General features: G+C 66.4%; 18 protein-coding genes and 1 pseudogene. 7 read left to right on the plus strand and 12 right to left on the minus strand.

Annotation, left to right across the window (positions count from 1 at the left end):
• Positions 1-35: 35 nt before the first annotated feature.
• The 6 genes and pseudogenes from ACIQ3R_RS01575 to ACIQ3R_RS01600 form a co-directional block, all read right to left on the minus strand.
• Positions 36-1,910: a ferrous iron transporter B gene (locus ACIQ3R_RS01575; protein WP_397414308.1), complete on the minus strand. Its 1,875-nt coding sequence runs from the start codon at positions 1,908-1,910 to the stop codon at positions 36-38.
• Positions 1,907-2,176, minus strand: a complete 270-nt coding sequence (locus ACIQ3R_RS01580) for a ferrous iron transport protein A (protein ID WP_397414310.1) — start codon at positions 2,174-2,176, stop codon at positions 1,907-1,909. The genes ACIQ3R_RS01575 and ACIQ3R_RS01580 overlap by 4 nt, the downstream gene beginning before the upstream one ends.
• 91 nt (positions 2,177-2,267) lie before the next feature.
• Positions 2,268-3,080, minus strand: a complete 813-nt coding sequence (locus ACIQ3R_RS01585; RefSeq protein WP_397414312.1) for a PEPxxWA-CTERM sorting domain-containing protein — start codon at positions 3,078-3,080, stop codon at positions 2,268-2,270.
• A gap of 54 nt (positions 3,081-3,134) precedes the next feature.
• A pseudogene (locus tag ACIQ3R_RS01590) lies at positions 3,135-3,248 on the minus strand (PEPxxWA-CTERM sorting domain-containing protein); the annotation flags it as partial.
• A gap of 369 nt (positions 3,249-3,617) precedes the next feature.
• A complete protein-coding gene (locus tag ACIQ3R_RS01595) occupies positions 3,618-3,968 on the minus strand; it encodes a hypothetical protein (protein ID WP_397414315.1) in 351 nt (116 codons plus the stop codon).
• Positions 3,969-4,244: 276 nt separating this feature from the next.
• The gene (locus ACIQ3R_RS01600; RefSeq protein WP_397414319.1) at positions 4,245-5,054 is read right to left on the minus strand and encodes a PEPxxWA-CTERM sorting domain-containing protein; all 810 of its coding nucleotides are present in this window, start codon (positions 5,052-5,054) and stop codon (positions 4,245-4,247) included.
• Positions 5,055-5,265: 211 nt separating this feature from the next.
• On the opposite strand from ACIQ3R_RS01600, the gene ACIQ3R_RS01605 reads away from it, so the two are divergent.
• Positions 5,266-6,945, plus strand: a complete 1,680-nt coding sequence (locus ACIQ3R_RS01605) for a sulfatase-like hydrolase/transferase (RefSeq protein WP_397414322.1) — start codon at positions 5,266-5,268, stop codon at positions 6,943-6,945.
• Positions 6,945-7,376, plus strand: coding sequence for a hypothetical protein (locus ACIQ3R_RS01610; RefSeq protein WP_397414325.1), 432 nt, complete (start codon positions 6,945-6,947; stop codon positions 7,374-7,376). Before ACIQ3R_RS01605 ends, ACIQ3R_RS01610 begins: the two co-directional genes overlap by 1 nt.
• On the opposite strand, the gene ACIQ3R_RS01615 is transcribed toward ACIQ3R_RS01610, so the two are convergent.
• Both ACIQ3R_RS01615 and ACIQ3R_RS01620 read right to left on the minus strand, forming a co-directional pair.
• Positions 7,373-7,789: a DUF1330 domain-containing protein gene (locus ACIQ3R_RS01615; protein ID WP_397414327.1), complete on the minus strand. Its 417-nt coding sequence runs from the start codon at positions 7,787-7,789 to the stop codon at positions 7,373-7,375. The two genes, ACIQ3R_RS01610 and ACIQ3R_RS01615, sit on opposite strands and share 4 nt — an antisense overlap.
• A 10-nt stretch (positions 7,790-7,799) precedes the next feature.
• Positions 7,800-8,702, minus strand: a complete 903-nt coding sequence (locus ACIQ3R_RS01620) for a haloalkane dehalogenase (RefSeq protein ID WP_397414330.1) — start codon at positions 8,700-8,702, stop codon at positions 7,800-7,802.
• A gap of 89 nt (positions 8,703-8,791) precedes the next feature.
• Between ACIQ3R_RS01620 and ACIQ3R_RS01625 the strand changes: the two genes are divergently transcribed.
• Together ACIQ3R_RS01625 and ACIQ3R_RS01630 are read left to right on the plus strand one after the other, a co-directional pair.
• Positions 8,792-9,880 carry an MBL fold metallo-hydrolase gene (locus tag ACIQ3R_RS01625; protein ID WP_397414332.1) on the plus strand — a complete coding sequence of 363 codons (1,089 nt, stop codon included), beginning with the start codon at positions 8,792-8,794 and terminating at the stop codon, positions 9,878-9,880.
• Positions 9,881-9,899: 19 nt separating this feature from the next.
• Positions 9,900-10,499 (plus strand): TetR/AcrR family transcriptional regulator, encoded by a 600-nt coding sequence (locus ACIQ3R_RS01630; protein WP_397414334.1) that lies wholly within the window; start codon positions 9,900-9,902, stop codon positions 10,497-10,499.
• Here ACIQ3R_RS01630 and ACIQ3R_RS01635 read toward each other — a convergent pair.
• Positions 10,483-11,610, minus strand: a complete 1,128-nt coding sequence (locus ACIQ3R_RS01635) for an NAD(P)/FAD-dependent oxidoreductase (protein WP_397414336.1) — start codon at positions 11,608-11,610, stop codon at positions 10,483-10,485. The genes ACIQ3R_RS01630 and ACIQ3R_RS01635 overlap by 17 nt on opposite strands.
• Before the next feature lie 80 nt (positions 11,611-11,690).
• On the opposite strand from ACIQ3R_RS01635, the gene ACIQ3R_RS01640 reads away from it, so the two are divergent.
• Positions 11,691-13,388, plus strand: coding sequence for a glycosyltransferase family 4 protein (locus ACIQ3R_RS01640; RefSeq protein WP_397414339.1), 1,698 nt, complete (start codon positions 11,691-11,693; stop codon positions 13,386-13,388).
• Between the two features lie 12 nt (positions 13,389-13,400).
• Here the strand turns inward: ACIQ3R_RS01640 and ACIQ3R_RS01645 are convergent, their stop codons facing one another.
• The 3 genes from ACIQ3R_RS01645 to ACIQ3R_RS01655 are packed head-to-tail and all read right to left on the minus strand — an operon-like array spanning position 13,401 to position 16,810.
• Positions 13,401-14,528: a pyridoxal-phosphate-dependent aminotransferase family protein gene (locus ACIQ3R_RS01645; RefSeq protein WP_397414340.1), complete on the minus strand. Its 1,128-nt coding sequence runs from the start codon at positions 14,526-14,528 to the stop codon at positions 13,401-13,403.
• Between the two features lie 22 nt (positions 14,529-14,550).
• Positions 14,551-15,327, minus strand: coding sequence for a tyrosine-protein phosphatase (locus tag ACIQ3R_RS01650; protein ID WP_397414342.1), 777 nt, complete (start codon positions 15,325-15,327; stop codon positions 14,551-14,553).
• Between the two features lie 37 nt (positions 15,328-15,364).
• Positions 15,365-16,810, minus strand: coding sequence for an AMP nucleosidase (locus ACIQ3R_RS01655; RefSeq protein ID WP_397414344.1), 1,446 nt, complete (start codon positions 16,808-16,810; stop codon positions 15,365-15,367).
• Positions 16,811-16,911: 101 nt separating this feature from the next.
• Here ACIQ3R_RS01655 and ACIQ3R_RS01660 point away from each other — a divergent pair, with 101 nt between their 5' ends.
• Both ACIQ3R_RS01660 and htpX read left to right on the plus strand, forming a co-directional pair.
• Positions 16,912-18,162, plus strand: coding sequence for a dicarboxylate/amino acid:cation symporter (locus tag ACIQ3R_RS01660; protein WP_397414347.1), 1,251 nt, complete (start codon positions 16,912-16,914; stop codon positions 18,160-18,162).
• 76 nt (positions 18,163-18,238) lie between these two features.
• On the plus strand, positions 18,239-19,057 hold an 819-nt coding region (gene htpX / locus ACIQ3R_RS01665), incomplete at its 3' end, for a zinc metalloprotease HtpX (RefSeq protein ID WP_397414349.1).

Raw genomic sequence — 19,057 nt, forward strand, 5'->3', positions numbered from 1 at the left:
AAGTCGACATTAACGCAACCGAGGCGTGAACCGTATCATCCACCACCCAGCGCCACGGTCGTGCGGTAGACAACAAAGCTGGCCAGATAGGCGAGCGCCAGCATGTAGCCGAACATCAACGCCGTCCAACCCCACGAGTTCGTCTCGCGCCGCACCACGCCGAGCGTGGCCGCGCACTGGGGCGCAAAAATGTACCACGCCAGGAACGATAGCCCGGTGGCCAGCGACCACTGGCTGGCCAGCGTGGCCCCGAGCGCGCCGACATTGGCCTCGGCGTCGCCCACAGCGTAGACGGCGCCCAGGGCCGCAACCGCCACCTCCCGCGCCGCGAAGCCAGGGATCAGCGCCACCACCATCTGCCAGTTGAAGCCGATGGGGGCGAAAAGCGGCTGGATCGCATGGCCGATCATGCCGGCGAAACTGTAATCGATGGCCGGCGCGGTCGCGCCGGTCGGCGCGCCGGGGAAAGTGGAGAGCGCCCAGACGATCACCATCAGCGGCAGGATGATGCGACCGGCGCGCGACAGGAAGATCTCGGCCCGTAGCCAGAGGTTGCGCCCGACATTGGCGGCTGAGGGCAGCTTGTAGGTGGGAAGCTCCATCAGAAACGGCTCGACCGCCCCGCGCCAGCACACCTTGCGGATCACGAACGACACCGCCAGCGCGCTGACGATGCCAGCGGCATAAAGGCCGAACATGACCAGGCCCTGCAGCGAGAGGCCCGGCCCGACCGTCTGGGCCGGGATAAAGGCGCTGATGATCAGCGTGTAGACTGGGATCCGCGCAGAGCAGGTCATCAAGGGCGCGACCAGGATTGTGGTCATGCGGTCGCGTTTCTGGTCGATGACGCGGGCGGCCATGACGCCCGGAATGGCGCAGGCGAAGCTCGACAGAAGCGGGATGAAAGCGCGGCCGTGCAGGCCGGCGCCGCCCATGATGCGGTCCATCAGAAAGGCCGCGCGGGCCATGTAGCCGAAGTCTTCCAGCAGGATGATGAACAGGAACAGGATCAGGATCTGTGGCAGGAACACCACCACCGAGCCGACGCCGGCGATAAGGCCATCGACGACCAGGCTTTCGAGGAGGCCGTCGCCCGGCAGACCCGCGACCAGACCGCCCAAGGCCGCGAACCCCGCCTCGATGGTGTCTTGCGCCGGCCCGGCCCAGGTGAACACCGCCTGGAACATCGTGAACAGCAGGGTGAACAGGATGGCGAGCCCCGCGACGGGGTGCAGCAGCACGCCGTCAATGCGGCCGGTCAGCGTATCGGGCCGCTCGGGCGGGCGGATATAGGTCTTGAGCAGTCGCTGAGCTTCGCGATGGGCGGCGCGGATCTCGGCGGCGTCAGGCTCGCGCCAGAGATTCGGGCCCACGGCCTGGCGATCGGCCATGACCGCATCGATTCCAGCGGCGAGATCGGTGATCCCGCGCTTGCGGGTGGCGACCGTGGTGACGATCGGGCAGCCGAGATCGCGGGAGAGTCCCTCGATGTCGATCCGCAAGCCCTGGCGCTGGGCGATATCGTACATGTTGAGCGCGAGCACCAACGGCCGGCCGACGGCCTTGAGTTCCAGGATCAGCCGCAGGACGAGACGCAGGTTGGTAGCGTCGGCGACCGCCACTATCATATCGGGCTCCGCCTCGCCGACCAGGCGGCCCAAGACCGCGTCACGGGTGACCGCTTCGTCGGGACTGCGGGCCCGCAGCGAGTAGGTGCCGGGCAGGTCGAGAACCGAGACCTGGCGACCGCCCGGCGTGACCAGAAAGCCCTCCTTCCGCTCTACGGTGACGCCGGCGTAGTTGGCCACCTTCTGGCGGGCGCCGGTGAGCGCGTTGAACAGCGCTGTCTTGCCGGTGTTGGGATTGCCGACCAGCGCCACCCTGGTGGGTTCGAGCGCGGCCCCGTTCATGCCGGGTCCTTCCTGAACCAAATGCCGGCAGCGTCGCGGCGGCGGAGCGCCACGCGCATGTCGTCAACGCGCACCGCCAGGGGATCACGCGCTAAGGCGCCTTCGTGCAGCACCTCCAGACAGGCGCCTTCCACAAAGCCGAACTCAAGCAGGCGGCGTTCGAGGTCTCCGGCGTCTTCGGCGCGCACCTGGGTGATCACGCCCTTGTCGCCGATGTCGGCGGCCGCGAGGCGCACGAGGCCGACGGGCGGCGTATCCTCAGCCATCTGCACCCTTCATCGCCCGCCTTATTGCGAACGATTATCAGGTACGACCTTGGGACGGCCGGCGCAAGCGTGTTGCGCCACGCCGTTGTCGTCAGGCGGCGCGCGCGCGCGCCAAGGCCGGCCGGGAACGTCGCAACGCGGCCCCGGCCATGGCGAAGCCGCCGATCATCAGCGCCCAGGTGGCGGGCTCGGGGATCGCCGCGCCGTTGTTCGGACTAGCGAATGCGAAGCTCTGGCGGGCGGACTTCGTGCCGTACTTGCCGGTCTGGGAAATGAAGGTGATGCCCGAGCTGACCGGCCCATATCCGGTCAGCAGGTCGTTGTAGCCCGCGCCGGCGAATTGGCCGATCTGGGTGTTCACCGTGCTGTTGGAGCTGGCGACGGTGTAGGTCGGATTGATCACTTGCCAGATGGCGCCCTGCAGCGCCGCAAGCTGGCTCGACTTGGCGCTCGAAGCCGGGGCCTGATTGAACACCTGGGTGCCATAGTTCACCAGCCGCCCGACCTGGAGTTTCTGAGCGTTCGTCAACACCGTCGCGCCCGGCGCGAAGGGCGTATTGGTCAGGTACTTGGAGTCCGTCGTGAGCTGGTAGCTGTCGTCGTACTTTAGGTTGATCGTGCCGAGCGAGATCGAGTGGAAGATGTCCACGCAGAAGCCGACGATGTCGAAGGATTGGCCGACCGCCGCTGTGCCGTTGTAGGTCTTGAACTTGATCGGACCCGCATAGACGTGGGTGTTCATGCCCGGACCGACGATGGTGGCCGTCCGGCTCGTGTCCATCGTGGCGGTGTTCAGGAAGTACTGTGCGGCGTTGCCCGGAGAGGCGGCCGAAATCGCGCAGGCGAAGACCGCCCCCGAAAGCGCGGTCTTGAAGATCTTCTTGATAGTTTCAGTATGGGACACGACAGACGCTCCTGACGGGGTTTCATCCCCGCCGGAGCAAGTCGGGCGCCAAGTTTAGCCGCGAACCACAACGGTTGCGCCCTTACGGCGCTGCGCTCGAAGAACACCGCCGGCCAGCGTGAAGCCGCCAATCATCAGCGCCCAAGTGGCAGGCTCGGGGATAGCCGCGCCGCCGAATCCGCCCGCGAAGGCGAAAGATTGAGTGAGATTCCTATTTGGATAAGTGATGAGTTGAATGCCGTTCCGGGTCTGCTTTTCCTTGAACGGGGTAATAAAGGTGATCCCGTTGTTCACCGCGCCATAGCTGAGGTTGAAGGCGCTGTTGTAAGAAATTCCGGCCAGCGCGTTGATGCGATTGTTCATCGCGAGCTTCTGAGCGTTGTTGCCGCTCGCGGCCGTGACGTTGCGGCTGGAAACCACTTTCCAGATCGCGCCCTGGACCGCCGCGAGTTCATCGAAACGGGCCACGCCAGGGCTGGCGTAGTTGAACACATTGGTGCCGTAGTTCACGAGCCGGCCGATCTGCAGCACCTGACCCTACGTCAGAATCTGGCGCGCGTTGGGGTCCCAGTTCGAGTCGTGTGTGAGGTCGATGTCATCAGTGTAGGTCAGGTCGGGATTGTAGTCGCCGAGGCTGATCGAGTGATAGACGTCCACGCAGAACGCAACGAGGTTCGTGAACGGCACGTCCGGCGTGCCATCGATGAAGCCGTCGAACTGCATAGCCGTGGACTTGGCGTTGCCGATCCCCTGAATGTTCAGAGTGCGCGCGCTCTCCATAAACCCGTTCTGGAGGACGTACGTCGTGGCGTTCGCCGCCGGCGCGAAGGTCAGGCCGAAGGCAAGGGCCGCCCCGGAAAGCGTCGACTTGAGACCGAAGTTGAACAAAACTCACTCACCCATACTGGAATGATCGCGACGAGCAAAGAACTTAACCGCGCGACCTGTTGCGCGTTCAATTACCCGTTCAAGCGCTCGGCGCAACAAGACTCGCCTGTATGGCGAGTTTCGCGACGCAATGCCGCACCTTGCCGCGCTGTAACAAGCAACTCATCAACGAAAAGACGCACGGCTTTGAGGCCGTGCGTCTTCAAAGACCTCGGGTTCGCAAGATACAGTTCGGGCGATCGGGTCCCCAATGCCGCTCACGAACTTGGATGAGAATCAGGCGCTGGCACGCACTGCTTGCTGTCGCGAACGCCGAAGCGCGGCGCCTGCCATAGCGAACCCGCCGATCAACAGAGCCCAGGTGGCGGGCTCCGGCACGGCGGCGAAGGCGAAGCTCTGGCGCGCCGACTTGGTGCCGTACTTGCCGGTCTCGCTGATGAAGGTGATGCCACTGTGAACATGGCCGTGGCCCGTCAGCAAGCTGTTATAACCTGCCCCGGCGTACTGACCGATAAGCGTGTTCACCGAGCCGTTCGAACTTGCGACCGTGTAGGTCGGGTTGATCACCTGCCAGATGGCGCCTTGAAGAGCGGCCAGCTTGTCTTTCTTCGCGTTGCTGGAGGGAGCCTGATTAAACACCAGGGTTCCGTAGTTTACCAGCCGGCCAACTTGAAGAATCTGTGTGTTGGACAGCAGCGTCGCGCCGCCCGCGAACGGCGTGGTGGTTGTGTACTTGGAGTCGGTCGTGAGTTCGTAGGTATCGTCGTACTTGAGGTTGATCGTCCCCAGGGAGATCGAGTGGAAGATATCGACGCAGAAACCCACGATGTCGAAGGAATCGCCGACCGCGGACGTACCCTCAAAGGCGGTGAACTTGATGGGCGCCGCATAGACATGGGCATTCATGCCGGGGCCGACGATCGTCGCCGTACGGCTCGTGTCCATGGTGGCGGTCTGGAGGAAATACTCCACCGCATGGGCGGCCGGCGCAGCCGCCAAGCCCAAGGCCAAGGCCGCGCCAGGCAACGCGGCCTTAAGCGCGCGAAACGACAAGGCTTGGCTCAAACCGGCTTGAAATTTAATCACCCGACACCTCCTGAACGCCGACCGTTGTCGATTACACCCCGTACACAACGGACCTAGCTGTGCGTCTTCCTTAACGGACTACCAAATGCGCGCAAGCGCACTCGCTTGTGCGGCGAACTCGATCGCTTGGACCTGCAAGTCATGGATGCAAATTATTGACAGTGATCGTGCCATTATCCATGGTCTTCATCCAGAAGACGGGGAGTTAGCCATGGGACGGTGGTTGCGCTGGGGCATGGCCCTGACGGCGGTTCTAGCGGTGGGCGTCGGTGTCGCCTGGTTGAACCGGACCACGATCCTTTCGATGATCGCCCGCGCCCAGATGCCGCCGGTGGGGCCGAATCAGCCGGTCACCTGGACCCAGGGCCCGTCGACGCCGGCCGAGGGCGAACGCCCGCCCAACGTGGTGTTCATCCTGGTCGATGACCTGGGCTACAACGACATCACGCTCCATGGCGGCGTCGCCGACGGGGCCGTTCCGACCCCTAGCATCGATTCCCTTGCCCGCGACGGCGTGGCCTTCGCGCGTGGCTACACAGGCAACGCCACCTGCGCGCCCTCCCGCGCGGCGATCATGACCGGCCGCTATCCCACCCGGTTCGGGTTTGAGTTCACGCCCGCGCCGGTCGCCTTCCAGAGGATGGTGGGAACCGAGTCGGAGCCCGGTGCGCCTGTGAAGCCGAAGTTCTTCGCCGACCGCCTGAGTGACATGCCGCCCGGCAGCACGGAGCGGACGCTTCAGGCGGTGAACACCCTCAGCATGCCGGCCTCGGAGGTCACCGTCGCCGAGGTGCTGAAGGCGCGCGGATACCACAACATCCACCTGGGCAAGTGGCACCTGGGTGGGGCCAAGGGGTCGCGGCCGGAAGATCAGGGCTTCGACGAGAGCCTGGGATTCATCGCCGGCGGGGCGATGTTCCTGCCCGAAAAGGACAAGGGCGTGGTCAACGCCAAGCAGCCATGGGACCCGATCGACCGCTTCCTGTGGCCCAACCTGCCCTATTCGGTGCAATACAACGGCCAGCCCGCCTTCGCCCCCAGAGGCTATATGACCGACTATCTGGCTGACGAGGCGGTGGCGGCGATCAAGGCCAACCGCAACCGGCCATTCTTCATGTATTTCGCGCCCAACGCGCCGCACACGCCGCTGCAGGCCAAGCGCGAGGACTATGACGCCTTGGCGCAGATTCCGGACCATCGGACCCGCGTCTATGGCGCGATGATCCGCAATCTCGACCACAACATCGGCCGGATCCTCCAGACCCTGAAGGACGAGGGGCTCGACCGGAACACACTGGTCATCTTCACCACCGACAACGGCGGCGCAGGCTATATCGGTCTGCCCAAGGTCAACGCGCCGTTCCGCGGCTTCAAGTCGACCTTCTTCGAAGGCGGCATCCGGGCGCCGTTCTTCATGCGTTGGCCGGAGGTCATTCCGGCGGGATCGACGTTCCCCTATCCCGTCGGCCATGTTGACATCTTCGCGACCGCCGCGGGCGCTGCCGGAGCGCAACCGCCGAGTGATCGGGAGATCGATGGGGTGAACCTTTTGCCCTTCGTTCGGGGTGAGGCCGCCGGCCGCCCGCACCAGACACTGTTCTGGCGCTCGGGTCAGTACAAGGCGGTGATGGATGGCGACCTCAAGCTCCAGGTCAACGAGGCGCGCGACAAGGTGTGGCTGTTCGATCTGGCCAAGGACCCCACCGAGCAGCGCGATATCTCGGCGAGTGACCCGGCCACGGTGGCGCGCCTGCGGGCCCTGATCCGCGACCAGGATGCGAGAAGCGTTAAGCCGACCTGGCCGTCGCTTCTGCAGGGACCTGTCTATGTCGATAAGCCTGGCGGCGTACCGCACCTGGCAGGCGACGAATACATCCTGTGGGACAACTGATGAGCTTCCTGCCACCTTCGAACAACGCACATTACCGCGGCCATCCGGCGGCCGCCTGGTTCCTGACCCTGTGCGGTGTGATGACGATCGTGCCCGGCCTGATTCACAGCTTCGCGCCGGCCGGCGGCGCGATCGCCATCGCCGGGCTTGAACTGGGCGACCAGGCGCGGCTGGTGCGCGGGCTGTTCGCCTGGGAGGGCGCGACCCAGATCGCCTTTGGTCTTGGCCTGCTGGCGGTAGCGCTTCGCTACCGTCCGCTGGTTCCGCTGTTCCTGGCCCTTGTGGTGGTGGAGCGCGGGCTGATGAGCCTGCAGGGATGGGTGCTGCTGCCTTCGACCGGCGGCCACCACCCCCCCGAACACTATGCGAGTCCGGTGTCAGTGGTGCTGGCGCTTGGCTTCCTGGCGCTGTCCCTCAGGCCTCGAGCCTAGAACCCTTCGCCGGGCTTGGTGCGGATATTGAGCTGGCCGGCGAGACCCGCCTTGCGATGGTGTTCGATAGCCTGCATTTCCGGGGAAAGCGCCATGGCTCGGAACGCCGCAAGCGAGGGATACTCGGCCAGCGCCACGGCGTCCCAGAGCTCTTCCACTTCGCCGATCATCAGACCAGTCACCTGACCGCTGTAGCGCACGCGTCCGCCCAGTCCCTCGACCAGCTTGCGAACCTGCTCTCCGTAGCGGGCGTAGGCCTCAGAGCCGGTCAGGTGGGCGTCGGACCCGTCCGCGTACTCGGCCTTGGGCTTGAACTTCAGCAGGTTGACCATGACGAAGGGGCCGTCCTCGACGCCGCCGAAGAATTCCATTCCCTGCTGAGGCGCCGGGAAGACCGCGTTCTCAACCTTCATGGCAGTGTCCTTACGAACGACGTTGGATCATGGACTCGAGGATGTCGACGATGGCTTCGGGGCTGTCTTCCTGCAGGAAGTGACCGCCCGGCAGGGTGACGTGGGGCTGGCCCTTGGCGCCCGGAATGCGCGCCTGGATTGCAGCATCACCACCCCGGCTGACGGGATCATTGTCGCTGAAGGCGGTGACCACCGGCCTGTCGAAGCGCTCCAGCACCTTCCAGGCGGCGATGTTCTCCGCCACGGAGCCGTGTTCCGGCGTGGCCGGGACCAGTGCGGGGAACTGGCGCGCGCCTTCCTTGAAGCTCTCATCGGGGAACGGTGCGTCATAGGCGGCGATCTCGGCCGGAGTCAGGTCGCGGTTGGTCCCGCCGTTGACGATCATGCCGATGGGCATCATCGGCACATTCTGGCTGAAATTGAGCCAGGCCATGAACGCCTCCGACATGCCGGTTCCGGTCGGCAGGCCCGTATTGGCGATCACCAGGCCTGAGAACCGCTCGGGATAGGCGGCCACCAGCCGCAAGCCGATCAGCCCCCCCCAGTCCTGGCAGAACAGCGTGAGGTCCTTGAGGTCGAGACCGGTCAGCCACTGACTCATCCAGGCCACGTGGCGTTCATAGGTGTAGTCGGTGCGCTTCGCGGGTTTGTCCGACCGCCCGAAGCCGATCAGATCGGGTGCGATAACTCGGCGGCCGCGCGCGACCAGTCCCGCAATGATCTTGCGATAGAGATAGGCCCAAGATGGTTCGCCATGCATCAGCAGCACTGGCGCGGCGTCTCTCGGCCCTTCGTCCACATAGTGCAGCCGCAAGCGGGTCCCGTCGGCGTCGACGATCTCGTGGTAGCGCGGCGCATAGGGCCAATCGGCTAGCGCCTCGAATGCCGCATCGGGGGTGCGCAGGACCTCCATGTCGGATCTCCAGATTGACAGCGTCGCTTCCGCGGACCAGATAGTGGCACTATGAATGTCATTATATCTTGTCGTCAAGAGGCTCAGTCATGTCGCGGCTGAAGATCTCACTGCTAAGCCTTCTGGTGGTCGCGGTGGCCGGTGGGACGGGTCTGGCTCTGTTTCAGGACCGCATCGCGCTGGCTGTGCTCGACCGCGCCTTCGCCCGCGGCTTGGCGTCGGATCCGTTCGCGGGCCTGCCGGATGGGCTGCATGTCGGCCTCTGCGGCACCGGGTCGCCAATGCCCGACCCCACCCGCGCGGGTCCCTGCACCGCGGTGCTGGCGGGTCAAAGGTTGTTCATCATCGACGCCGGCGCCGGGAGTCCGCGGGTGCTGAACCTGATGCGTTTGCCGCCGGGCCGGATCGAGGCGGTGCTGCTGACGCACTATCACTCCGACCATATCGACGGGCTGGGCGAACTCCTGCTGCAGCGCTGGACCTCTAGCGCGGCCAGGGCGCCGCTGCCGGTCCATGGGCCGCCGGGCGTTGAGCAGGTGGTCGAGGGCCTCGCCCGCGCCTACGCGCTGGACCGCGGCTATCGGATCGCCCATCACGGCCCGGACGTCGTTCCACCCGAAGGATCCGGCGGCGCCGCCCGCGCGTTCACCGCACCACCCGGCGGCTTGGTGGTGTTGCGAGAGCGGGGCCTGAAAATCACCGCCTTCGCCATCGCCCATGACCCGGTCGAGCCCGCGGTTGGCTACCGGTTCGACTACAAGGGCCGTAGCGTGGTGATCAGCGGCGATACCGCCTTGTCCCCTGCTGTAGAGTCCATGTCGCGCGGTGTTGATCTGCTGGTGCATGAGGCGCTGGCGCCCAACATGGTTGCCATGCAACGGGACGCGGCAATGGCGGCGGGACGGAGGAACCTCGCGAAGATCTTTGAGGACATCGTGGGCTACCACACCACGCCCGAGGCGGCGGCCGGGATCGCGGCGCGCGCCGGCGCGAAGAGCTTAGTCTTCACCCACATTGTGCCGCCGCTGCCCGTTCGGGCGCTTGAGCGCCCCTGGCTCGGGCGCAGTCGGGAGGTCTACAGCGGGCCGCTTCGCGTGGGTCGGGACGGCGACTTCGCGACCCTTCCGGCGGCGGGAGGGCCGGTGCGGTGGACGAACCGCCTCGACGCACCTCTCTAGACGGTCAATCCTCAAGTCGATGACTCGCACGCCCTACCGCCCCGACTCGCCGCCCTCAGATGGGCGCCGCCTGCGGGGTCAGGACAACCGCGCGCGCATCGTAGACGCCATGCTGGAGATCATCCGCGAGGGCGAGCTGGCGCCCGGCGCCGAACAGGTGGCGGTGCGCGCCGAGGTGGGTTTACGGACAGTGTTTCGCCACTTCCAGGACATGGACAGCCTCTTTCGGGAGATGTCAGGCGCCATCGAGACGACGCTCCGGATGATCATTGAACAGCCCCTCCATTCTACGGACTGGCGGGATCAACTTATGGAGCTGGCCGAGCGCCGCGCGCGGGCGTTCGAGACTATCGCCCCCTACAAGCGCGCGGGCGATGCAAGGCGTCATCGCTCGCCCTTCCTCCAGGCCGACGCGGTGCGGCTCACCCGGGCGCTAAGGGAGACTCTATTGGGCGTCCTGCCGTCGGAAATCTCTGGGCGGCCGGAGATGTTGGAGGCTCTCGACCTTCTGCTGAGTTTCGAGACCTGGTCGCGGCTGCGCCGGGAACAGGGGCTGGAGCCCGCCGCGGCCCAGGCCCTGATCAAAGGTCTGGTGACGCGGACTATCGGCGCGGATTAACAAGGGCGGCGAAGTCCGGATCGCCGGCCAGGGCGGACCCGCCCGCCGCTTCGGGCGCCAGACAGGCCGCCACATAGGCGCCGACGCCTGCCGAGGTCTGGACGCCGAAGCCGCCCAGGCCGGCGGCCCAGAAGAAACCCGCGGCGCCCTGCTGCCAGCCCAGCACCGGCGCGCGGTCGGGCGCGAAGGTCCGCAGACCCGCCCAACGATGCGGCACGCGGCGCACATCGATCTCGGCGATTCCCATCAGTCGGTCGACGGCGACGGCCACGTCGAGTTCCTCCGGTTGGACGTCATGTGGCGTGTCCGGGGTTTCGTCGGCCGGCGAGACCAGCAACCGGCCCGCGTCGGGTTTGAAGTAGACCGCCTCGTCGACATCGGCGACCATCGGCCAGGATGCGATCTCGGCGCCGGCCGGCGGATCGACCAGAATGGCCGTGCGCCGTAGCGGCGTCAGACCCTGTGGAGCCACGCCAGCCAAAACCGCGACCTGGTCGGCCCAGGCCCCGGCGGCGTTGATGATAACCTGCGCGCGAACGTCATGGCTCCGGGTCGTCACCGACCAGCCATTGCCGCCTGGCTCCAGACTACGGACGGGCGCTGAGGTCAGCAAACAGGCGCCGCGCTCCCGGGCGCCGCGGACAAACGCCTGCAGCAGGACATCGACGTCGATGTCGGCGGCGTCGGGCTCCCACAATGCGCGCGCCGCCGCCTCGGGGCGAAGGATCGGGCATAGCCTTCGCGCCGCAGCCCCCTCGATCAATTCGAACAGGTCGGCCACGTCGGCGAGTCGGGCCGCCGCCGCGTCTAGCGCCGGGAGTTGGTCGGCTGAAGCGATCATCAGGTGGCCGCGCGCGGTCAGCAGCGGATGGTCGGCGAATCCTTGCGGGGGCGCGTCAAAGAACGGCTTCGAGGCGACTGCCAGCCGCCGCGCAGCATCGCCGCCATAGGTGCCCATGAACATCGCCGCCGAGCGGCCCGAGGCGTGCCGGCCGGGTGCATCTTCCTGTTCGACCACCACCACGCGGCGATGCGGCGAAAGGAACCAAGCGGCCGCAAAGCCGACGATACCGCCGCCGATGATGCAGATATCCGTATCGAACCGCTCCATGCATACAGGTTCCCACGCCGCGCCCGTGATGACGAGCCTCTGTCGACAGACGTCTGCAGGCTCGCTAAATCCATCAGACCATGACCGGCGCCGCCGCCGCAGCCTTTCCTCGAGACCGCCTCGCCATCCTGCATCCGCCGGGACGCATGGGCCTGGGCGTCAATCCGTTCGGCAAGGATGTGGCCAATCTCCAGCTCTGGCAGGCATTGGCGCGGCATGGGGGCTGGTCGCGGATCGATGTCCTGGGCTTTCAGCCGCCCGACCCGGCCGAGCTCTCCAGGGCGCTGTTCGGCTCGACGCCTGCGGCCTGCGAGATCGGCGCAGGCGTCGTCACCACGTCTGGCGCGCCTCAGGCCGCAGGACTGCTGCTGCGGGGCCAGCCCGAACTCCAAGATCTGGCCTGGATGCGTCGTCGCCAGGCGGGCGACCGGGCCTATAGTCTCGTCGGCCTGATCCACACGCTGGCGCCGCCCGCCATGCGTCAGATGATCGCCAACACCCAGGTCGCCCCCATGCATGACTGGGACGCGCTGATCTGCACCTCGCCCAGCGTGCGCGACAATGTGGCCTCGATGTTCGAAGGGTTCGGCGAACACCTTGCTCAGCGCACGGGCGGCCGCGCCCCGTCGATCCCGCGCCTGCCAGTCATCCCGCTGGGCGTGGACGCGGCGGGGTTCGCGGCCAAGGCCGAACGGACCGGCGCGCGCGCCCGGCTGCGCGCCGAACTCGATCTTTCCGCTGAGGATGTGCTGGTGCTGTGGGTCGGGCGGCTCTCCTACTACGAGAAGGCCTTTCCCCAGCCGATGTTCCAGGCGATGGCCCGCGCTCAGGTGATCAGCGGCAAACGCTTGGTGTTCGCGATGGCCGGCTGGTTCCCCGACGCTGGGGATCGCAACCTCTATGAAGCCGCAGTCCGCGCCCACGCGCCGGAGGTGACCGTACGGTTCGAGGACGGCAACGACCAGGCCCGCCTAGCCGATCTTTGGGCCGGCGCCGACATCTTCCTGTCGTTGGTGGACAACATCCAGGAAACCTTCGGCATAACGCCGCTGGAGGCCATGGCCGCCGGCCTGCCGGTGGTGGCCAGCGACTGGGACGGCTATCGCTCCACGATGCGGACCGGGATCGAGGGCTTCCTAATCCCCACCCTGGGCGGCCCGACCGGCGGCGGCCTGGGCGCTGCCTATGTCGAGCATCACGCCGTAGGGGCGAGCTCTTACCAGTCCTATGTGGGTGCGATCGCTCAGTACACGGCTGTGCATGTCGCTCTGGCCGCCGAGGCGCTGGCCGCCCTGGCTGGGGACATCGATCTGCGCCGGCGGATGGGCGCCGCCGGCCGGGCGCGTGTGATGGAATGCTTCGACTGGCCGGTTGTGGCCCGGCTCTACCATGGCCTCGCCGACGAACTTTCCGCCGTACGCGCCGCTTCGGCCGACCCGGCCCGCATGCCGGCCGCTGACCCGGTGAAAAGCGACCCTTTCCGCGCCTTCGCCCACTTCGCGACTCACGCCCTGACGCCCGCCACCCGGCTTCGCGCCGCTGACGGCTCCACGGTCGCGGCTGTGCAAGCTCTCAACACCGTTCAGCTCGATGCGGGTTTTCCCAGCCGGCGGGCCTCGATCGAGATCTGCGCTAGGGCCTTCGAGCTCATCGCCGCTGCGCCGTCGGGCCTCACAGCCCGTGAGGTGCTGGAGCGCTTCCCGGTCGCCGAGAGACGCGCCCTGGAACTGGGCCTAGCCTGGATGGCGAAGTATGGTCTGCTGGACTGGCTGTCCTGACCTAGGCTCGGATCAGCGCCTGTAACCCTGCGCCGCCAAGGCCTCGCCCAGCGCGGTCAGGCAGATCTTCACGTGCCAAGGCGTGGCCGAGGCGCCCATCAGGCCGATGCGCCAGACCTGGCCCTTAAGCGGTCCCAGGCCCGCGCCGATCTCCAGATCCCATTCCTTGAGAACGTGCGCCCGCACCTGGGCCTCGTCGATTCCGTCGGGCACTCGCACGGTGTTCAACTGCGGCAACCGGTGTTTGGGATCCACCAGCATCTGAAGGCCGAGCGCCTCCAGTCCGGCGACCAGCGCCTCATGCTCGCGCGCGTGGCGCACCTGCACCGCCTGAACGCCCTCCTCAAACAGCGCCACCAGAGCTTCGTGCAGGCCGTAGAGCGCATTGATCGGCGCGGTGTGGTGATAGGTGCGCCCGCCTTCTCCGCCCCAGTAGGCCATGAACAGGTTCACATCGAGCAGCCAGTTTCGCACCGGCGTCGTCCGCGCGGCGATGGCGGCCTGGGCGCGGGGGCTGATGGCGATCGGCGAGAGGCCGGGCGGCGCCGAGAGGCACTTCTGGGTGCCAGAATAGACGAAATCGGCGTCCCAGGCGGCGACATCCACCACGATGCCGCCGAGCGAGGTGACGCAATCCACCACGCTGAGCGCGCCGTGCTTGCGAGCCAATGCGCAGAGCGCGGCCGCATCGCTTCGCACGCCAGTGGAAGTCTCCGCATGGACGAAGGCCAGGACCTTGGCCGGCCCTTCGGCCAGCGCCGCCTCGACCCGCGCGGGATCAACTGGCTCGCCCCAGGTGTTCTCGACCACGGTGACCGTGGCGCCCGCGCGGCCCGCCATGTCGACCATCCGCCCGCCAAACACGCCGTTCACGGCGATGACCGCCCGGTCACCCGGCTCCAGCAGGTTCATCATCGCCGCTTCCATGCCGGCGGTGCCGGGCGCAGGCAGCGGCACGCAGGCGTGGTCGGGCGCGTTGAACAGCCGTTGCAGTCCGGCCTTGATCTCCTCCATCAGCGTTTGGAACACTGGATCGAGGTGGCCGATGGTCGGCCGCCCCAGCGCCGCCAGCACGCGCGGGCTCACGTCGGACGGGCCGGGCCCCATCAGGATGCGGCGTGGCGGCTGAAAGGTCTGCATGGGCGGTCCGGCTGTAAGGTGATCAGGCGAGAAGGCGCTCGTGAATACGGTCTCGCGAGGCGGTGTCCAGCCCCAGCGCGTGTTCCAGATAGCCGTCCACCGAGCCGTGGGCCTCGGTCATCACGTCGAAAGCGGTGCGCAGATAGTCGGCCTCGACGCCCATGGCGGCAATGAGGGCGTCGTCCGGCGGCACACGCCCACCGTGGTTGTCGGCGATCATCTGGCGCATGGACGGCAGACGTGCGGCCATGCGCTCCGGGTCGTTGGTGAGCAGGAAGTCCTCGATAATCAGCTCGTCGGGCACGCCGGCCAGGTGATGCGTCAGGGCGCAGATGATGCCGGTTCGATCCTTGCCGGCGGTGCAGTGGACCAGCACCGCGCCCTCGGTCTCGGCCAGAGCGTGGAAATAGCGGCGGTAGAGGTCGATGTGACGGGTCTGAAAGGGCGCCGCACGATAGTAGTCGGCCATGAAGGCGCGGTGGGCCTCAACCGAGTGATCCTCGCCGCCGATCCAGTTGTTCCAGGCGTCCGCATTGGACTGCGGCAGGTCGTTGTCGATCACCGTGGCGGCGAAGCCCTGCCAGCGGCGGCTGGGATCGCGTTCGCGCTCGTTGTCGCGCCGCAGATCGACGATCACCGAGAGACCAAGCTCTGCCATCCGTTCAAGGTCCGCGTCGGTCGCCTGCGCCTGGTTGGCGGCGCGATAGAGCATGCCGCGCTTCAGCCGTCCGCCGCGCGCGGGATAGTCGCCGAAGTCGCGGAAGTTGTGGATGCCGTCGAAGGGGATGCGTCGGGTCATTGGGGCCTTGTCGGATGGCTGTGCGGACGATCTTAGATCACCGGAACGGCGGTTCGTCGAAGCTGCGGAGTTTTCGCGAGTGAAGGCGGCTGCCTTCGGCGCGGAGCAGGTCGATGGCCTCCAGGCCGATGCGGAGGTGCTGGGCGACGGCCCTGTCGTAGAAGGCGTTGGCCTGGCCCGGCAGCTTGATCTCGCCGTGCAGTGGCTTGTCCGACACACAGAGCAGCGTGCCGTAGGGCACCCGGAAGCGGTAGCCCTGGGCGGCGATGGTGGCGCTCTCCATGTCGATGGCCACCGCCCGGCTCTGGTTGAAGCGTAACGCGCTGGAGGCGTATTTGAGCTCCCAGTTTCGGTCGTCGGTCGAAACCACGGTGCCGGTCCGCAGGCGCTGCTTGAGCACCTCGCCGGTCTCGCCGGTCACCCGCTCGGCGGCGGCGTTGAGCGCGACCTGCACCTCGGCCAAAGGCGGGATCGGGATCTCCGGCGGCAACAGCTTGTCCAGGACGTGATCGTCGCGCAGGTAGGCGTGGGCAAGGACGTAGTCGCCGATCTTCTGGCTGCCGCGTAGGCCGCCGCAATGGCCGATCATCAGCCAGGCCTGGGGCCTGAGCACCGCCAGATGGTCGCAGATGGTCTTGGCGTTGGATGGCCCGACGCCAATATTCACCAGGGTGATCCCGGCTCGGTTGGGGGCCATCAGGTGGTAGGCCGGCATCTGATATTTGCGCCAGATTCCGGCGGCGACGGCAGCCTCGGGGTCGGGCGTCTCCGCCGTCACCATCACGTGGCCGGCGGCGGAGAGCGCAGTGTAGGGTCCGCCGGCCTTGAGCTGGGCGCAGCTCCAGGCGACGAACTCGTCCACATAGCGGTGGTAGTTGGTGAACAGGATGAACTGCTGAGCATGCTCGGCCGGCGCGCCGGTGTAGTGCGCGAGCCGGGCGAGGGAAAAGTCCGTGCGCAGGCCGTCGAACAGGGCCAGCGGGCGCGGTTGGTCCTCCAACGCGATCCAGCCGCCATCGGCCACTTCGTCGCCGATGAAGGAGAGTTCCGTGATCGGGAAGTGCTGAGCGATCTCTATCGACCCTACCTCGGCCCGGGCCACGTCGGCGGCGTCCAGCACATAGGGGAAAGGGATTTCCTGGTTCGAGCGTCCCACCTCGATCTCAACGTCGAAGTCACGCTGCAGGAGGCTGAGCTGCTCGATCAGATAGCTCCGATAGAGATCGGGTCGGGTCACCGTCACGGCATAGCGTCCAGGGTGACCGATACGGGCGTAGGCGCGGCTAAGCCGCGGCCATGCGCGACCCGCCGGCCAGTTGAGCCGCAGTTCGGGATAGACGAAGGCTCCGGCGCGACGGTGGCCGGGATCGGGCGCGGGGCCGCCCTCGATGTAGGATCGCAGGGCGTTCCGCAGCGCCTCCACGCTGGCGCGGTACTCTGTTTCAAGCCGATCAACGATGCCGGCTGGGTCTGTTCTGCTCATCAGACGACATATAGCGACAGGCTGTGACGGTTGCGACTCGGCGCACTGGACGCCGATGGGCATCCCGGCGACAACAGAGTTCGACTGACCGGGGGGACAGCATGAACCGCGTGTTTGGCTACTTCATCGTGGGCGCCATGGTGCTCGGCGTTCTGGTGGGCTGGATTGTCAACCAGGCCCTGCCGCCGGAAGGCGCCAAGGAAGTCGCCGCCAACCTGACGATCCTCACCGACATGTTCCTGCGGCTGATCAAGATGATCATTGCACCCCTGGTTTTCACCACCCTGGTCGCCGGCATCGCGCACATGGGCGACGCGACCGAGGTCGGCCGGGTGGGTTTGAAGACTATTGCCTGGTTCCTCCTGGCCTCGATCGTTTCGCTCTCCATCGGACTGATCATGGTCTATATCATCCAGCCGGGCTCGGGCTTGTCGCTGGTCGCTCCGCCTGTCGAGGCGGCCGCGCCCGGTCTGGCGAAGGCCGAGTTCACGCTTCGGGAGTTTGTCACTCACCTCATTCCGACCTCGATTGTAGACGCCATGGCGCGCAACGAGATCCTGCAGATCGTGGTGTTCTCCGTCCTGGTCGGCACTGCAGTCGCGGCCATTGACGACAAGGCGCCCGCCGTCCTCAACCTGGTCGAACAGGGTGCGGCGATCATGCTCAAGGTCACCGGCTATGTGATGACCGTGGCGCCGGTGGCGATCTTCGCGGCCCTGGCCTCCAGTGTGGCGACCCAGGGACTTGAGGTGCTCGTCACCTACGCCAAGTTCGTGAGCGGGTTCTATGTTTCGCTGGGCCTCCTCTGGGGCCTCTTGATGCTGGCGGGCGTGTTGATCGTCGGCCGTCGGTCGCTTGGACTGATCAGCCAGTTGCGCGGACCGGTGCTCCTGGCGTTCTCCACCGCCTCGTCTGAGGCCGCCTATCCGCGCACGCTCGAGGTGCTTCAAAAGTGGGGCGTCAGCCGCAAGGTGGCCAGCTTCGTGCTGCCGCTCGGCTACTCGTTCAATCTGGACGGGTCGATGATGTACTGCACCTTCGCCACCCTTTTCATCGCCCAGGTCTATGGGATCGATCTCTCCATCGGCCAGCAGATCACCATGCTTGCGCTCCTGATGGTCACGTCCAAGGGCATGGCCGGCGTGCCGCGCGCCTCGCTGGTGGTGATCGCCGCGACGCTGACGTTCTTCGACCTGCCGGAAGCGGGACTGCTGCTGATCCTGGCGGTCGACCATCTGCTCGACATGGGCCGCTCGGCCACCAACGTGGTCGGCAACTCGGTGGCCGCCGCCGTCGTCGCCAAGTGGGAGAACCAGATCGAGGAGCCGGCGCCCGAAGCCGCCAAGGCCTGACCCCACAAGCGATTGAGAGGCGGCCAATACTTCCCATATTGGGGTCGGCGGCGTTTGGGCCGCGTGACGGGACCCAATGAAGAACCACCTGCGCACCTTCACTCTGCTGGCCGCGATGACGGCGCTGTTCGTCGGTATCGGCTTCGCGCTTGGCGGGCCAACCGGCATGCTGATCGCTCTGGTCTTCGCAGGCGGCATGAACCTCTTCAGCTACTGGAACGCCGACAAGATCGTGCTGCGGATGTATCGCGCGGTTGAGGTGGGACCCGACCACCCTGAACCGCTGATCCGAGCCTATGCCTCTGACACCCTGGCGCTGGCCGAACGGGCGGGCATGCCGGCGCCGAAGATCTATGTGATCGACCAGGATCAGCCCAACGCCTTCGCCACCGGCCGCGATCCCCATCACGCTGCGGTGGCCGCCACGCGGGGTCTACTGAGCCTTTTGGATCGGCGCGAAGTGCGCGGCGTGATGGCGCACGAACTGGCGCACGTGAAGAACCGCGACACGCTCACCATGACCATCACCGCCACCATCGCCGGCGCTATCGGCGCGCTCGCCAACTTCGCCTTCCTGTTCGGCGGCCGCGACGCGGAGGGCCGGGCCACCGGAATCGTCGGGATGCTGGTGATGATGTTCGTGGCGCCGATGGCGGCAGGCCTTGTCCAAATGGCGATCAGCCGGGCGCGGGAGTACGAGGCCGACCGAGAGGGCGCTGAGATCAGTGGCGATCCGGGCGCGCTGGCCGATGCCCTGCGCAAGATCGAGGCCTATGCCAAGGGCGGCTACTACAACCCGGATGCCGAGCGGAATCCGGCCACGGCGCACATGTTCATCATCAACCCGCTGGCCGGCGGCATGGGCGACAACCTCTTTTCCACCCATCCGGCGACC

Origin of the sequence: Phenylobacterium sp. (genome assembly GCF_044371015.1) — a bacterium.
GTDB lineage: Bacteria > Pseudomonadota > Alphaproteobacteria > Caulobacterales > Caulobacteraceae > Phenylobacterium.